This window comes from Candidatus Limnocylindrales bacterium, assembly GCA_035626395.1.
GTDB lineage: Bacteria > Desulfobacterota > Binatia > UBA1149 > CAITLU01 > DASPNH01.
Map to the genome: position 1 here is coordinate 547,402 of DASPNR010000007.1, position 15,630 is coordinate 563,031.

The window sequence follows — 15,630 nt, forward strand, 5'->3', positions numbered from 1 at the left end:
ACCCCGCGAAAAAAAAGGCAGCACCGCACGTCGCCGACGATGACGCGCGGCGCCGTTGCACGTATCGCCTGCGGAACCACGGCGCGTCAGCTGGGCCGTGGTCCCGCTTCCGTTCTTCGCCGACCGACTCTAAATAGCCGGGCCGCCGCTTCGGCCGCCACCCGCTTGATGTTCGAACGCATCGCCAATCTGGCAACCACGCTGTTCCCGCTGTGGGTCGTCCTTGCCGGCGCCGCGGCGCTGTATCACCCGCCGTTGTTCACCTGGTTCTCCGGGCCGCTCATCGTCTGGGGCCTCGCCATCATCATGCTGGGAATGGGCATCACGCTGTCGGTCGACGACTTCCGGCGCGTGGCGACGATACCGGGTGCCGTGGTTGCCGGCGTGGTTGCGCAATTCCTCATCATGCCGCTCATGGGGTGGGCCAGCGCGCACGCCTTCGCGCTGCCGCCGCCCCTGGCGGTCGGCGTGATCCTGGTCGGCTGCTGCCCGGGCGGAACGGCATCCAACGTCGTCAGCTACCTCGCGCGAGCCAACGTAGCGCTGTCGGTCTTGATGACGATGTGCTCGACCATCGCGGCCGTCGTCATGACTCCGCTGCTCACGAAGGCTCTGGCTGGGACGCTGGTGCCGGTGGACGCCTGGGGTTTGTTCGTCAGCACCTTGCAGGTCGTGCTGATTCCGGTCTTGCTCGGTATTGGGCTCAACCATGCCGCGCCGGGCCTGGTGCGACGCGTGCTTCCGGTGGCCCCGTTGATCTCCGTGCTGACGATCGTGCTCATCTGCGCAAGCATCGCCGGGCAGAGCCGAGACGCGCTTTTCGCTTCGGGCCTGGGCCTGCTCGCGGCCGTCTTCATGCTGCACGCGGGCGGCTTCGGGCTCGGATATGTCTTCGGCCGCGTCGCGAGTTACGGCGAGACGATCAATCGCACGATCTCGATCGAGGTCGGCATGCAGAATTCCGGCCTCGGTGCAGTGCTCGCGCGCCAGCATTTCCCCGACCCCGCCACAGCACTGCCGGCCGCAATCTCCGCGACGGTCCACTCGCTGATCGGAAGCATCCTGGCCGCGTACTGGCGAACCCGCGAGCCCGAGGACCAGGCGTGAGCTCCTCCGCCGACGTGATCCTGTGGAGCGGACGCGAGGGCGCGACCGCACGGTGGACGGCGCACGCGTCGGAGGATTCGGGCGCTGCGGTGCTGGTCGAGCCCGACTCGGGCGCCCTGCGGTTCGACTTCAACCTCGTCGGAACCGGCAGCTGGGCGATCGCGCGCCTGGAGATGCCGGTGACGCTGCCGGAGCACTACGCGGCCGTAGCCAGGCTGCGCGGGCAGATGCAGCCCAACGAGCTGCAGCTCAAGCTGATCGATCCCAGCTTTGCCAACGTTTGGTGGTGGAGGCTCGGCGCCTTCACGACCACCGGAGAGCCGCAGACGCTGGTGCTGCGCCAGCCTGCGCTGCAGTTCGCATGGGGCCCGCGCAGCGGCGGCGAGCCGCGCCAGCTCGGAGCGGTCGAGCTGGCAATCGCGATCGAGCGAGGCGGCGCCGGCACGCTGTGGATCGACGAGCTGCGGCTGGAGGCGCGCGATCCATGGGCGGCGAGGCCGACCATCCACGGGCTGCGTGCGTCGAGCAGCGCGCCGGGAAGGGACATCGAGTGCATCGGGCGCAACGACGACGCGCGCTGGCGCCCCGCCGCCGACGACGCCGATCCCTGGATCGAGATCGATCTGGGCCGGCACAGCGAGATCGGCGGCGTGGTCATCGATTTCGGAGGCGCGGCGTTCGACGCGCCGTCGGCGCGGCTGTTCGGTTCCGAAGACGGCGCAGCATGGTCGCTGCTCGCGCAGCAGCCGGCCAGCCCGAGCCCGCGCGTGTGGCTGCGCACGGATGAAGGCGAAGCGCGCCACCTGCGAATCGAGCTGAAATCGAGGGAACCGATCGAGGTGACGCGCATTGCCGTCGTTCCGCTGGAGCTGGCGGTTTCACCGGCGCACTACATCCTCGGCGAAGCTGCGCACGCGCGCCGTGGCATGTATCCCCGCCACTTGCTGCGCGAGCAGACCTACTGGGCAGTGGTCGGCGGGGACGGCGACGAGCGCAAGGGATTGCTTGCCGAGGACGGAGCGCTGGAGGTGACGGCGGAGTCGTTCAGCATCGAACCGTTCCTCTACGTCGGCGGCCGGCTGGTCACGTGGGCCGACGCCGAAATCACTCAGTCACTGCTGGACGGCCACCTGCCCATCCCCTGCGTCGAATGGAACATCGCCGAGCTTCGCCTGCGCATAACGGCTTTCGCCACCGGCGAGCCGGGGCTGGCGGTTCTGGTTGCGCGCTACGAGATCGAGAACCTCACCGACGAGGACTGCGCGCTGCGGCTGTTCCTTGCGGTGCGTCCCTTCCAGGTCAATCCGACCTGGCAGAGCCTGAACATGATCGGCGGCATCGCCCCGATCCGTCGCATCGAGCATCTGGGCAATACGGTGCACATCAACGAGGAGCATGCGGTGATCGCCGTGACGGCGGCGTCCGCCTTCGGCGCTTCCGCCTCCGAGCACGGCATCGACGCGCTGGAGACGGGGCAGTCGCCGCCGCTCGATCACATCGACGACCCCGTCGGCTTCGCCACCGGCGTTCTTGCCTACGACCTGCGTCTCGCTGCGCGCGAGCAGGATGTCGTCGTGGCGGCCGCCGTGCCGCTGTACGAGACCTCCCCGCTGCCGCCCTCGGCGCTGTCGCGCGACCAGGCCATTGCATGGGTGGATGCGCGCATGCAGGAGACGGCAGCGGCGTGGCGCGAGCGCCTGGCTCGCGTGCCCATCGCTCTTCCTGCGTGTGCCGACGAGTTCCTGAATTCGGTCCGCGCGTCCATTGCCTGGATTCTCGTCAACCGCGAGGGACCTCGCATACAGCCGGGCCCGCGCAACTACCGTCGCTCCTGGATCCGGGACGGCGCCATGACCGGCGGCGCGCTGGCCGAGATGGGGTTCGCCGCCGAGCTCGAGGCGTTTCTGCGGTGGTACGCGCCTCATCAGCTCGAGGACGGGCGCGTGCCGTGTGCGGTCGATCGGCGCGGCGTCGATCTGGTGGCCGAGCACGACAGCCACGGACAGCTCATCTGGAGCATCGTCGAGCTGTACCGGCTGACGGGCGACCCGGCGCTCCTGCGCGAGATGTGGCCGCGCGTGCAGCGGGCGGCCTCGGCCATCGCTTCGCTGCGCGCGCAGCAGACCAGGGAAGAGCTGCGTGGCAGTGGCGCGTTCGGTCTGCTGCCTCCCTCGATCAGCCACGAGGGCTACTCTTCGCAGCCCGTGCACTCGTACTGGGACGACCTGTTCGCGCTGCGCGGCCTGCGCGATGCCGGCTATGCGGCCGGCGTGCTCGGGCGCCACGACGACAGCCGGCGCTTGCGCGAGCTCTACGAAGCGATGCGCGCGGACTTCCGCGACTCCGTCCGGCGGATCATCGCCGAGCACGGCATCGACTTCATTCCCGGCAGCGTCGAGCTCGGGGACCTCGATCCCGCCTCCACCGCCATCGCCTTCGATCCCTGCCAGGAGGATTCGCTGCTGCCGCGAGCCGAGCTTGCGCGGACGTTCGAGCTGTTCTGGCAACGGTTCCAGCAGCGCCGTCAGGGCGCGGTCGATACAGGCAGCTACAGCGCCTACGAGGCCCGCAATGCGCTGGCGATGATGATGCTCGGCATGCGCGAGCGCGGGTTCGAAGCGCTGCAATGGTTCGTCCGCGACCAGCGCCCGCAGGCGTGGCGGCAATGGCCGGAGGTGAGCACGGCCGATCCGCGCGAACCGCGCTTCGTCGGCGACCTTCCCCATGGCTGGATCGCCTCCGGCTTCGTCCGCATCGTGCGCCGCATGCTCGCCTTCGAGCGGCTCGACGACGACGCCTTGATCCTGGCTGCCGGAGTTCCCGCCGACTGGCTGGCCGAGGAGCCCGGCGTACAGGTGAAGGGGATGCCGAGCTACTACGGCCCCATCGAGTACACGATGAAAGCCGCCGGTGACGGCGCGATCCGCGTGACGCTGGGACCGCTTCGGCGCTGGCCGGCAGCGGGCGTCATCCTGGAGCCGCCGCTGACGCAGCCCCTGCGGCACGTCACCATCGACGGCCGCCGCACCGACGCGGCCGATGCCAGGCGAGCCGTGCTTCGCGAGCCGGCGCGCGAGGTCGTCCTGGAGACGTGATGCGGCCATGTCGTGGCGCGGCGCGCGGCGAAGCGACCGCCGACGCCGGGCAGCTGCGCACGGCGCACGCTGCGCTCAGGCCACTTTCTTCTTCTTGCCCGCCGGTCCCTTCCCCGTCTCGGCATCGATGAGCTTCCAGGAGCCGCTCGTGTCGAGTTGCAGAATGCGCTGGTGGAACGGAATCAGCGTGTTGCGATGGCCGACGCTGATGAAGCCGCAGCCGGATTCGATCAGCAGCTCGTACATGCGCGTCTGGTTCTCCTCGTCGAGCGCGCTGGTGGCCTCGTCGAGGAACGCGAAGCGCGGCTTGCGAAGCAGAAGTCGGGCGAACGCCACGCGTTGCTGCTCGCCGATCGAAAGGACGTTGGTCCAGTCGACCTTGCTCTCGAGGTCGCCGTTGACGCGGTCGAAGACGTCGGAGAGGTTGACCTTGTCGACGACCTTGCGGATCTCGTCGTCCTCGATGCGGCTGTGCGGATACGGGTATAGCAGCTGGTCGCGCAGCGTTCCCTCGATCATGTAGGGCCGCTGCGGCAGGAACATCAGCTCCGAGAGCGCGGGCCGCTCGAGTGACCCCATGCCGCTCGGCCACAGACCGGCGATGGTGCGCAGCAGCGAGCTCTTGCCCGTGCCGCTCGGGCCCATGATCAGGACGCTCTGCCTTCGCCGCAGCTCCAGCGACAGCTCTTCGACGAGCCGCTTCTGGTCGGCGTCCGGCGTCACCACCGTCAGGTCCTGCAGCCGGATGATGCGGCTGTCCTCTTCGATCTCCAGCTGCGATTCCTTGATGATGCGCTCTTCCTCGGCGTCGAACGCGTCGAGGTTCTCCCACAGCGCGCCCAGGCGCTGGACGTTGGCCAGGTAGGCACTGAGCTGCTCGAACTGCGTGATGATGAGCGAGACGGCCGCCAGCACTTGCGCGAACGCGCTGGAGGCCTGCGTGATGACTCCGAACTCCACCTCGCCGCGCATGTACAGCGGCGCGACGATGATCACCGGAATGGCCAGCGCCGCGTAGTTGTAGCTGTTGGTGAAGAAGCCGAGATTGCGGTTCCATCCGATGATCGCCACCGTGTTGCGCACGGCGTTGAGCAGCCGCATGAGCAGGTCGGCCATCTCGCGGCGCTCTCCGCGATAGAACGCGATGGACTCGGCATTGTCGCGCACGCGCACCAGGCCGTAACGAAGGTCGGCCTCGCGAGCGTACTGCTTGTAGTGCAGCTGCACGAGGCGGCGCCCGATCAGGATGCTGCCCGCCGTTCCCGCCACGGCATACAGGAACAGCACGCTGACGAGCAGCTTCGAGATCGTCCACAGCACGCCGATGAAGGCGATGACGGTGACGGCGGCGTTCAGGATGATGAGCAGGAACGTCAACGACTTGGACGTGAACAGGCGGACGTCTTCGCTGATGCGCTGGTCCGGGTTGTCGATGGCGTCCTGGCCGCGCAGCCGATAGTAGGCGCGGTTGTTGAAGTAGCGCTCGATGAGATGCTCGGCCAGCGATTCGCGCCAGAGCAGCGCCAGGCGCTCTTCCATCCATCGATAGTAGACGCCGATAGGGACGGCCAGGGCGAATGAGGCGAGATAGAGTCCGAGGTACCTCCAATAGCCCTCGACGTCCTTCTTCGAGATGGCCGTCATGAAGTCGCGGCCGGCGTAGCTCATCAGGACCTGCACGCCGCCCACCGCCAGCGCGAACGTCAGCGTCAGGATCAGGAAGTAGCGCGCCTTGCGCCGGTGCTTGGACTCGACGAAGAACGCGCGTCCGATGCTGATGAACTGCCGCAGCGTCTTGCGGATCGGCGTCTTGTCGCGCTGGGCCGCCGGCTTGCCGTCTTTCTGCGGCGCCTGCGCCTCATTGGGGGAAGCCATCCGTTGAAAGGCTAAGCGGCCTTCGCATTGTCAGCAATGCGTGCCCCCGACGGCGGGCCTGTCAGCGCAGCTTGAGCACGGCGAGGTGCTCGCGAAAGCGCGTACGCGCCGCGATGCGGTCCTCGTGCGGGAGCTGCAGCTCGCTGCAGATGCGGCTGATCTCGTTGTCTTCGGTCTGCGAGATCGATTCGTCCGAGGAGCTGACGGCGAACAGGCACTCGAGCAGCGACAGCTTCTGTTCGCGCGTCGCCAGCTTGTTGAACTCGCGCGTGACCAGGAAGTTTTCGGTGCCGCCGAACAGCATGTTCTGCGTCTTGGCCATCTGCACGACGAGCACCGCCTGCTCCTCGGGAAGGCCGCCGAGCTTCGTGACGATCTCCTCCATCGCCTCCTGCTCGTGCTGGCTGACGTCGAGGTCGGCGCGCGCGACGCGGCACAGGATGAACGCGAAGGCTGCGACGTACTTGGCCTGGTCCGCATCCATCGAGTCCAGGGCAGCGACGATCTTGCGGACGGTTTCGGTCTCCGCGGAGGAGGCAGCGGTCTTCTTGCGGGACAGGCCCAGGAAATCGGCGATCGGCATGCGCGTGTTTTGCCGTGACCAGCCCCGAACTCCAGCCGCTGGCGCGACGACGGTGGTGCCGCCGTCGGCTCGGGCGGCGCCGGCCGCCCCGCGCGCCGCCGGTCGCTGCGGCGCTGCCCGCCGGCGACGGACGTGTCTCGGTAGTGGCAGCGCGGCGGCGGCCGCCGCCGGTTGATTCGTGGAGTTTCTCTAACTATGGAGAATCTCCATGGCCGCTTCCTCTATTCATGGTGATGCAGCGGCCGGCCCGGCCGCGGGCGCGGCCGAGCCCGAGGAAGGCCGCCGCAGCCGCCGCCGGCGCGAGCTGCACCAGAGGATCTTCGACACCGCCCGCGCCCTGTTCCTGCAGAAGGGCTTCGAGGCCACCCGCGTCGAGGACATCGCCGCCGCGGCCGACATCGCGCCGGCGACGTTCTTCAATCACTTCCCGAGCAAGGAGGCTGTCCTTCGCGAGATGGCCGGCGAGGTGTTCACGCGCTTCCATTCACTGGTGCGCGAGCAGCTCGCGCGCGACGTGTCCACGCGCGATCGCCTGATCGGATTCGCCGACACCGCCGCGCGCCTGGTCGAGCGCGGTCCGGAGCTGACCCGGCGTGTGCTTCTCGAGGTGCACAAGGCCGTGGGCCCCGGCCAGGCAGGAGCGGAGCTTGCCGGCCTGGAGGCCGAGATGGCCGCCGTCGTCCGCGCCGGCGTCGAGCGCGGCGACGTCCGCAGCGATGTCGAGGAAAGCCTGCTGGCCGAGCTGGCCGTCAGCGCGATCATCGGCGTCATGACGCGCTGGATTCACGACGGCGCCTATCCGCTGCGCGAGCGCATGCGGCAGGCCGCGTCTTTTCTCGCCGAAGCCTTCGCGCCCGGCCGTCCTCAGACCTGATTCCCGAAAGGAGCGAACATGCAGACCGAGCTTTGCAGGAAACTGGGCATCGAGTTCCCGATCTTCGCATTCACGCACTGCCGCGACGTGGTCGCTGCGGTGAGCAACGCAGGCGGTTTCGGTGTGCTCGGCGCCGTCGGGTTCTCGCCCGAGCAGCTCGAGGTCGAGCTGAAATGGATCGACGAGCACGTTGGCGACAGGCCTTACGGCGTCGACATCGTCATCCCGCAGAAGTACGAAGGCATGGGCGAGATCGATCCGGACGCGCTCGAGACGATGCTGCGTGCGCAGATCCCGAGCGAGCACCGCGAGTTCGCCAGAAAGCTGCTCGCCGACCACGGCGTGCCCGAGCTGCCGCCCGAAGAGAAGACGCGCGAGCTGCTCGGCTGGACCGAGGCGACGGCAGGGCCGCAGGTGGAGACGGCGCTGCGGCACGAGAAGGTGCGCGTGATCGCCAACGCGCTGGGCACGCCGCCGCGCGAGATCATCGAGCACATCCAGTCCACCGGCCGCATGGTCGCCGCGCTGTGCGGCAGCCCCAAGCAGGCGCTCGCGCACAAGGAGGCCGGCCTGGACTTCATCATCGCCCAGGGCACCGAAGGCGGCGGACACACCGGCGAGATCGGCAGCGTCGTGCTGTGGCCGCAGGTGATCGATGCGGTGGCCCCTCTTCCCGTGCTCGCGGCCGGCGGCATCGGCACCGGCCGCCAGATCGCCGCGGCGCTGGCCATGGGAGCGCAAGGCGTGTGGACGGGGTCGATCTGGCTGACGGTGACGGAGGCCGATTCGCCGCCCGAGCAGAAGGAGTCGTACCTGAAGGCCACCAGCCGCGACACGATCCGCTCGCGCGCGTGGACCGGCAAGCCCTGCCGCATGCTCAAGAACGAGTGGACGGAGGCCTGGGAGGCCCCCGGCAATCCCAAGCCGCTCGGCATGCCGCTGCAGTTCATGGTCACGGCCGATGCGGTCTCGCGCACGCATCGCTATGCGAGCAAGGCGCAGAAGGTCGCGTTCAATCCGGTCGGCCAGATCGTTGGCACCATGAACGAGGTGCAGCCGGTGCGCCGCGTGATGCAGCGCCTGGTCGAGGAGTATCTGGACTCGGTCGAAAGGCTGCAGGGGCTGCTGCCGCAGGCATAGCGGGCCGAGACTCAAGCCCTGCGCGTCTGTGGCGCGCCCCTCGGACCGTTTCAGCGAACCTCGTTGCGAATCGTGCCGGCGCGCTCGACGTGGATGACCACGCGGTCGCCGCGCCTGAGATAGATGCCGGCGCTGCGCGCCTCGCCGATGTAGCGCTCGATGGCGTGCGATGGCACGCCGCGGCCCCAGCCGCCCAGGATCCAGTCGAGCACGCCGCCGAGCTTCTGCGCCATGGTGACGCCCTCGAACACCGTTCCGCTCGGCGTGCCCGCCATGATCAGCGTGCGCTCGGGAATGACGCCCTCGGCCATGCCCGGCAACGCCACGCGCGTGCCGCGGTGCTCCCACGTCGTCTGCTGACGAGCCCACGTCTGGGCGAGGATCTCGTCGAAGTCCCAAACCATGAGGCTCGCCGGCGACTGCTGGCGCACGGCCTCGTTGACGTAGAGCCGAAGCTCGAGCCCGGTGGCGAAGCTGCGAAAATCGCGCGGGATCACGAACAGGTCGCCGACGGGCAGATAGCCGTCGAAGCTCTTGCCGGTGGCGAAGCCGTCGCCCGACTCGGGCTTCCACGGATCGACGTGCCGGAGCAGCGTGGCACGGTCGGTGTAGTCGTTGCACAGCATCACGCCCATGTGCGGCGGCGTCGCGCCCTTCGCGAGCGGCTCAAGCGTGACCCACGCAACCTCGACCTCGTAGTCGAGCAGCGCATCTCCGGCATCGACCGGCGCGCGCGGCGGCGTGGGAGCGACGAGCTTGGGAAACAGGAACGGACCGTTTTCGACGCCGGCGTCGGAGGCGTGCTCGGGATAGTTGGTGCCCGCGGCGATGTGCGCATCGCGCAAGTCGAGCGGCTGGACGAGGTCGGCCGCCGCAACGGTCACACGCGCCGCCGGCGCAGCGCCGTCGATGGCATGCTGCAGGCGCTCGTAGCCGTACTCGCGAAACAGCGCCACCGGATCATTTGCGTCGCGCTGCAGCGCGGCCGACAGATCGACGGCGTCCACTTGTCCTGCCTCGTACCGCTGCACCGCCAGCACGCGATGGTCGTCGCCGGTGCGGATGCGCGCGAACGTCAACGCCTCGCGCGTGGGGGCGATGGTCACGGAGTCGAACAGCGCGGCATCGACGGCCGTGCCAGTCTCCGCTGGCGGCGGGGCCGCACAGGCGCTCACGAAGGCTGCTGCCGAGATTGCCAGCCGCATGCCGGTTCTCATGCTGCCGAGCATGGCGCATCGTCCGCAGCGCCACCATGCGCGGCGACTTCCGCTGCAGGCGACGTTCCGACGATCGCCGCCATTGCATGCGTGATGGCCGCGCGAGGGTCGGCCAGGCCGGTGTGGCAACGAAAAGCGATGTGCTGATCGGGACGCACCAGCAGCACGCCGTCCTCCTCCATGCCCGCCGTGCCGCTCCACCAGCGTTCGGCATCGGAGAAATCGCGACCAACCTCCAGGCAGCGGATGGCCGGATCGAGGCAGCGTGCAGCGTCGATCCATCCCGACCCGGACGGCCCTGCGATCAGTGTCATGCCCTGCAATGCCACGAGGTCGAGCGTGGAGATCGCGCGCCCCTGCCGCTCGACCCAGCCGTGCGGCAGCCGTGAGCCGGGACGGGTGCTCGGCACGAAGTCGCGCACCGGATCGATCGCGGGCGCGCCATCGCCGTCGGATCGGCCGGCGGAAGCGCGGCCATCGCCGTCGATGCTCCCGCCGCGAGCAACGCCATCGCGGCCAAGGCGCGCGGTGGCGAAGGGATCGGCATCTGGCGCGTCGCCGGCAATGGCGCCGGCCGCGTAGCAGAACCCGAGCTGCAACCCGAGCATGTCGAAATGTTCGGCCTGGTTGGCGATCGCGGTCTCGACGGCGGCGCGACCGGCAGCGTCGGCGAGCGTGCGCTGCATGGCCGCGGCGGCATCGGGCGGATTGCCGAGCGTCCCCAGGGCCTGCGGCACCTCGAGCAGTCGCATCGCATTGGCCAGGCTCTGGTCGGCGTTGTGCCGGGCCACGCTGCGCCGCTCGACCTCGTAGGTCTGGAGCAGCGTCTCGGCGGCTTCGCCGTTGAGGACGGCCGCGATCTTCCACATCAGGTTGTGCGCGTCCTGCACGCCGGTGTTCAGGCCGAGACCGCCGGTGGGAGGAAAGCGATGGGCCGCATCGCCAACGAGAAAGGCACGACCACTCCGATAGCTGTCGGCGACCTGCGCCGTCATCGTCCACGCCGAAATCGTCGCCACGCTGATGTCGGCGTCGCCGTCGCGCAGCGCGCGCCGCACCAGCCTCTCGCACCGCGCGCGGTCGTAGCTCTCCAGCGTCTCGGCGTCCGGATCCCAGGCGTGCATGTAGACCCACTCGCTGTCGATGTCGTGCGCGACCAGCGTTCCGCCCGCATCCGGATCGCAGATCCAGTACAGAACGCCGGGACAGCCGGCGACCAGTCTGCGAAGGTCGGCGCGGAAGTGGATCATGATGAAGCTCTGGATGCGGTCCGGGCCCTGCATGGCGATGCCGAGCCACTTTCGAACGCGGCTGCCGGCGCCGTCGCAGGCCAGCAGGTAACGGCTGCGCACGCGATAGGATTCGCCGCTGTGCAGCGCCTTCACCGTCGATGTCACTTCGGCAGCGCTCTGCTGCGCCTCGCACCATTCGTGCGCGTAGCGTGGCGGCGGCAGGCCGGCGGCGGCGAGCGAGTGGGCGAGCACCGGCTCGAGCCGGTGCTGCGAGATGTTGCGCAGCGGCGTCGGCGTCACCGCAAGCACCTCGGCGCCCTGTCGCTCGAAGGGAAGGTGGCCGAGGACCTGACCGCCGAGCCGGTCCACCCAATACACGCGGCCGGCATCGGCAGGATCCTTGCTGACGGCCGCGATGGCATCCATGTCGACCCCTGCCTGCCGGAAGATCTCGAGCGTGCGCGCGTTGACGACGTGCGCCGCCGGTGCGCGCTGAGGTCCGGGCCGCCGCTCGACGATGGCGGCGGTGATACCCATTCGACCAAGCAGCATCGCCGCAGTCAGGCCCACCGGGCCAGCTCCCACGATCAGCACGTCGACGTCCAGCTGCTTCATGGTGCCTCCCTCAGGTCAGGCCGGGATAAGTGCCGCCGTCAAGCTGCAGGTTCTGGCCCGAGATGAAGCCGGCGCGCGCGCTGCACAGGAACGCGCAGGCATCGCCCACTTCCTCGGGCCGTCCCAGCCTCTGCGCGGCGATGCCGGCGCGCATCTCTTCGTAGGCCTGCTCGACGCTGTGCCCGCGCAAGGCAGCGGTCAGCTCGGCCATGAAGCGCTGGCGGTCGGTGTCGATGCGCTCGGGCAGCAGGTTGTTGATGGTGACGTTGGCGTGCGCGACCTCGCGCGAGAGGCCCTTGCACAGCGACGTCAGGCCCGACCGCGCTCCCGAGGACAGACCCATGGCCGCCACCGGCGCCTTGACCATCGCCGAGGTGATGTTGACGATGCGTCCGAAGCGGCGCTCGACCATGCCGTCGATGACGGCACGGATCATCAGCGCGGGCGCGAGCAGGTTGGCCTCGAGCGCGGCCAGCCAGTCGTCGCGGTCCCAGTTCTGGAAGCGCCCGGGCTGCGGTCCGCCGTTGTTGTTCACCAGGATGTCGGGCTGCGGGCACGCGGCTAGCAGCGCCTGGCGCGTTGCCTCCTCGGCGATGTCGCCGGCCACCATCGCCACCTCGGCGCCCGTCGCCGAGCGGATCTCGTCGGCAGCCAGCGCCAGCGTCTCGGCATTGCGCGCGTTGATTGTGACGGCCACGCCTTCGCGGGCCAGCGACATCGCGCACGCCTTGCCGATGCCTCTGCTGGCGGCGCAGACGATGGCCTTTCTTCCGGTGATTCCCAGGTCCACGTCGTGCTCCTCAGAAGTCGAGATCGGGCGGCGGCTGCGGGCCCCACTGGCTGAGCGCGTTGAGCAGATGATGCGAGGCGGGCGCGGCGGCGGCCGGGAGCAGATCGCTGTCGGTCCAGTGCTCGACGGTGAAGCCGAGCGGATCCTTCCAGTAGTCGAAGATCTGTCCGCCGAGCACGTGGCGCCCGATGCCCCAGTAGTGCCTGCCCTGTCCGGTCATCTTCAGGTGCTCGTGTCCCACCATCAGGTCGTCGAAGTCGGCAATCTCCCATGCCGCGTGTCCGAGCCGGCTTTCACCGGTTTCCAGGATGAGCAGCGTGTGGTGGTCGACCGGGCGGTCGCCGCAGTCGCAGCGCAGGAAGCGCCCGATCGGCTGGTCCGGACCTTCCACGAAGATGTCGTCGGACGTCAGCAGCCCCAGGTGCTCGTGGTACCAGGCGGCCAGCCGCGGCAGGTCGGCGGTCTTGATCGCCGCGTGCCCGAAGCGTTTGACCTGCGAGGGGCCGGGGCTGACGCGCTGCAACTCGCCGATGCGCACGCGTTCGCTGCCCGTGTTCATCGGCGGATGCGCGCGCAGCGGCAGCGGCGGGGCCGCCTCGATGCCGAAGACCACATCGACTCGGCGGCCGTCCGGATCCTGCAGCCGTACCACGTCGCCGCCGCCCGGCTCCCCCAGCGCCTCCACCGGCCGACCGGTGGCAGCGGCCAACCGTTCGAGATCGGCAGCCGAGGCCGCTTCGAAGGCCATGCCGACGAACGCGGCCGGTCCAAGGTGGGTGACGTGCACGTGGTGACGGCTGTCGGTGCCGCGCATGTACAGGGCCGTGTCGGTGCGCGCAGCGCGCTGCATCCCGAAGGCGAGCAGGAACGTCTCCATCACGTCGAGGTCGGGCGCGGAAAATCGGGGAAAGACGGCGTCGGTGCAGCGGATGATCGGGCCTGCCATGGGATCTCCTTGCCGGTCGAGGTGAGCCGATCCTAACGATGCCGCCGCCGGCTTGCTTGGCGCGGCGAGCCAATGTTCTTTGCCGAACGAGCCACGCCTTGACCTCGACCGAACGACGACAGCCCGCGACGCTGGCCAGTTGGAGCGCCACGCTGATTCGCGCCCTCGACGCGCACGGCATCGCCGGCGCCGAGCTCGCGCGCCGGGCGGGGATCGATCCGGAGTCGCTGCGGGCGCCCGAAACGCGAGTCGCCCGAGCCTCGCTGACGCGGCTGTGGGAGCTGGCCGTGCAGGCCACCGGCGACCCCTGCTTCGGCCTGACCGCGGCGCGATACGTGCAGCCCACGACGTTTCACGCGCTCGGCTATGCGGTGCTGGCCAGCGCGACGCTGAAGGAAGCGCTCGAGCGCATCATCCGCTATCGGCGGCTGATCGGCGACATCGTCCGCCTCTCGCTGATCGAGGAGGGCGAGGAGGCGCGTTTCGTCATCGACGTCTCCTCGGGTCCGGGCGTGCCGTACGAAGCCGTCGATGCGTTCACGGCGGTGTGCGTGCGCCAGACGCAGCTCCTGCGCGGTGAAGGCGGCGCACCGCGCGCCGTGCTGCTGCAGCGTCCCGAGCCGGCGGAGCCGGACGTCTTCACGAGGGCGATGCGTGCACCGGTGCTCTTCGAGCAGCCCGTCAACGCGATCGTCTATGCGCGCGCGCATCTGGAAGCGCCGCTGCCGGCGGCCAATGCCGAGCTGGCGCGGCAGAACGACGAGGCGGTCGCGCGGTATCTGGCGCGTCTCGACGACGGCACGGTGATGCACAAGGTGCGTCAGGCACTGCTGGAGGCGCTGCCGCAGGGAGCGCCGAGCAAGCAGGCCATCGGCCGCAAGATCGGCATGAGCGCGCGCAACCTGCAGCGACGTCTCGACCAGGAAGGGACGTCTTTCAAGCAGTTGCTCGAGGATGCACGGCTGGAGCTGGCGCGCAGCTACATGGACGAAGGGAGATACTCGATCACCGAGATCGCGTTCCTTCTCGGCTTCTCCGACACGAGCTCGTTCTCGCGCGCCTTCAAGCGGTGGACGGGAAGTTCGCCGCGGGCGGCGCGAACGAAGAACGTGACGGACAGGTGAAGCGCGGCGTCATGAGGAGTCGCCGCCGGCGGAACAGTGCAGCGGTCGCGTCTGGTCGCCGCGCGCTCAGCGCGTGCGGGCGATGAAGTCGGCGACCACGCGCGCCAGCTCTTCGCCCTTGTCTTCCTGCAGGAAGTGGCCGGCCCCGACGATGGTCGTGTGCGGCTGGCCGTTGCAGCCTGGGATGCGCGCCTGCAGCACCTTGTCGCCGCCGGCGGTGATGGCATCGCTGTCGCTGAAGGCCGTCAGGAACGGCTTGTTCCAGCGCTCGAGCACCTTCCACGCGGCGCGGTTGGCATCGGATGCCGGATCGGCCGGATGCGTGGGAACCAGCATCGGGAACGCACGCGCGCCCGCCTTGTAGGACTCCTCAGGGAATGGCGCGTCGTAGGCGGCGACGATCTCGGGAGCCAGGTTGTCCACGCAGCCGCCGCTGACGATGCGGCCGGTGGGGAAGTCAGCAACTTCCTGGGAGAACTTCTGCCAGCTCAAAAACGCCTCCGAGGGCTTGCCTTCGCCCGTGGGAAGAAAGGTGTTGGCGGCGACGATGCGATCGAATCGGTCCTCGTTCTCGGCCGCCAGGCGAAGGCCGATGAGGCCGCCCCAGTCCTGCCCGACCAGCGTGATGCCGCGTAGGTCGAGGCGATCGAACAGCAGCTCTCGCATCCACTCGACGTGACGTCCGTAGGTGTAGTCGGTGCGCGAGGAAGGCTTGTCGGAGCGGCCGAAGCCGATCAGATCCGGCGCGATGCAGCGATGCCCCGCCTGCACGAGGATCGGGATCATCTTGCGATACAGGTAGCACCAGGACGGCTCGCCGTGCATGAGCAGCACCGGCGCGGCATCGGCCGGCCCTTCGTCGAGATAATGCGCGCGCAGGCGGCCGCCTTCGGGATCGGCGACTTCCGCGTAATGCGGAGCGAACGAGAAGCCGGCGAGACGGGCGAAACGGTCGTCGGGAGTGCGCAGGATCTTCATGGGGGAACGGTAGGTTCGAACAGGCGCCCGAGCAACCGGCAGTCCGGCGCCGTT

At 69.0% G+C, this 15,630-nt stretch carries 12 protein-coding genes; 5 read left to right on the forward strand and 7 right to left on the reverse strand.

The window, feature by feature from the left end; translation table 11 throughout:
• Positions 1–168 precede the first annotated feature (168 nt).
• Positions 169–1,107 carry a bile acid:sodium symporter family protein gene (locus VEC57_05770; protein ID HYB98626.1) on the forward strand — a complete coding sequence of 313 codons (939 nt, stop codon included), beginning with the start codon at positions 169–171 and terminating at the stop codon, positions 1,105–1,107.
• A complete protein-coding gene (locus tag VEC57_05775) occupies positions 1,104–4,202 on the forward strand; it encodes a discoidin domain-containing protein (protein HYB98627.1) in 3,099 nt (1,032 codons plus the stop codon). Before VEC57_05770 ends, VEC57_05775 begins: the two co-directional genes overlap by 4 nt.
• A gap of 75 nt (positions 4,203–4,277) precedes the next feature.
• On the opposite strand, the gene VEC57_05780 is transcribed toward VEC57_05775, so the two are convergent.
• Together VEC57_05780 and VEC57_05785 are read right to left on the reverse strand one after the other, a co-directional pair.
• Positions 4,278–6,077, reverse strand: a complete 1,800-nt coding sequence (locus VEC57_05780; protein ID HYB98628.1) for an ABC transporter ATP-binding protein/permease — start codon at positions 6,075–6,077, stop codon at positions 4,278–4,280.
• Between the two features lie 61 nt (positions 6,078–6,138).
• Positions 6,139–6,660 (reverse strand): TerB family tellurite resistance protein, encoded by a 522-nt coding sequence (locus VEC57_05785; protein ID HYB98629.1) that lies wholly within the window; start codon positions 6,658–6,660, stop codon positions 6,139–6,141.
• Positions 6,661–6,868: 208 nt separating this feature from the next.
• Between VEC57_05785 and VEC57_05790 the strand changes: the two genes are divergently transcribed.
• Complete coding sequence (locus VEC57_05790) at positions 6,869–7,534, forward strand: TetR/AcrR family transcriptional regulator (protein ID HYB98630.1); 666 nt, start codon at positions 6,869–6,871, stop codon at positions 7,532–7,534.
• Positions 7,535–7,552: 18 nt separating this feature from the next.
• Positions 7,553–8,674: a nitronate monooxygenase family protein gene (locus VEC57_05795; GenBank protein HYB98631.1), complete on the forward strand. Its 1,122-nt coding sequence runs from the start codon at positions 7,553–7,555 to the stop codon at positions 8,672–8,674.
• 50 nt (positions 8,675–8,724) lie between these two features.
• Here VEC57_05795 and VEC57_05800 read toward each other — a convergent pair whose 3' ends face one another.
• Genes VEC57_05800 through VEC57_05815 form a run of 4 tightly spaced genes read right to left on the reverse strand, consistent with a single transcriptional unit; the run spans position 8,725 to position 13,474 of the window.
• Entirely contained in the window at positions 8,725–9,879 is a 1,155-nt protein-coding gene (locus VEC57_05800) for a fumarylacetoacetate hydrolase family protein (protein ID HYB98632.1), read from the reverse strand.
• 8 nt (positions 9,880–9,887) lie between these two features.
• Positions 9,888–11,738, reverse strand: coding sequence for an FAD-dependent monooxygenase (locus tag VEC57_05805; protein HYB98633.1), 1,851 nt, complete (start codon positions 11,736–11,738; stop codon positions 9,888–9,890).
• Positions 11,739–11,748: 10 nt separating this feature from the next.
• Positions 11,749–12,528, reverse strand: a complete 780-nt coding sequence (locus VEC57_05810) for an SDR family oxidoreductase (protein ID HYB98634.1) — start codon at positions 12,526–12,528, stop codon at positions 11,749–11,751.
• Positions 12,529–12,538: 10 nt separating this feature from the next.
• Positions 12,539–13,474, reverse strand: a complete 936-nt coding sequence (locus VEC57_05815) for a hypothetical protein (GenBank protein ID HYB98635.1) — start codon at positions 13,472–13,474, stop codon at positions 12,539–12,541.
• Between the two features lie 98 nt (positions 13,475–13,572).
• Here VEC57_05815 and VEC57_05820 point away from each other — a divergent pair, with 98 nt between their 5' ends.
• Positions 13,573–14,598 (forward strand): AraC family transcriptional regulator, encoded by a 1,026-nt coding sequence (locus VEC57_05820; GenBank protein ID HYB98636.1) that lies wholly within the window; start codon positions 13,573–13,575, stop codon positions 14,596–14,598.
• Between the two features lie 66 nt (positions 14,599–14,664).
• Here the strand turns inward: VEC57_05820 and VEC57_05825 are convergent, their stop codons facing one another.
• Positions 14,665–15,576, reverse strand: coding sequence for a haloalkane dehalogenase (locus tag VEC57_05825; protein ID HYB98637.1), 912 nt, complete (start codon positions 15,574–15,576; stop codon positions 14,665–14,667).
• Between the last annotated feature and the right edge of the window lie 54 nt (positions 15,577–15,630).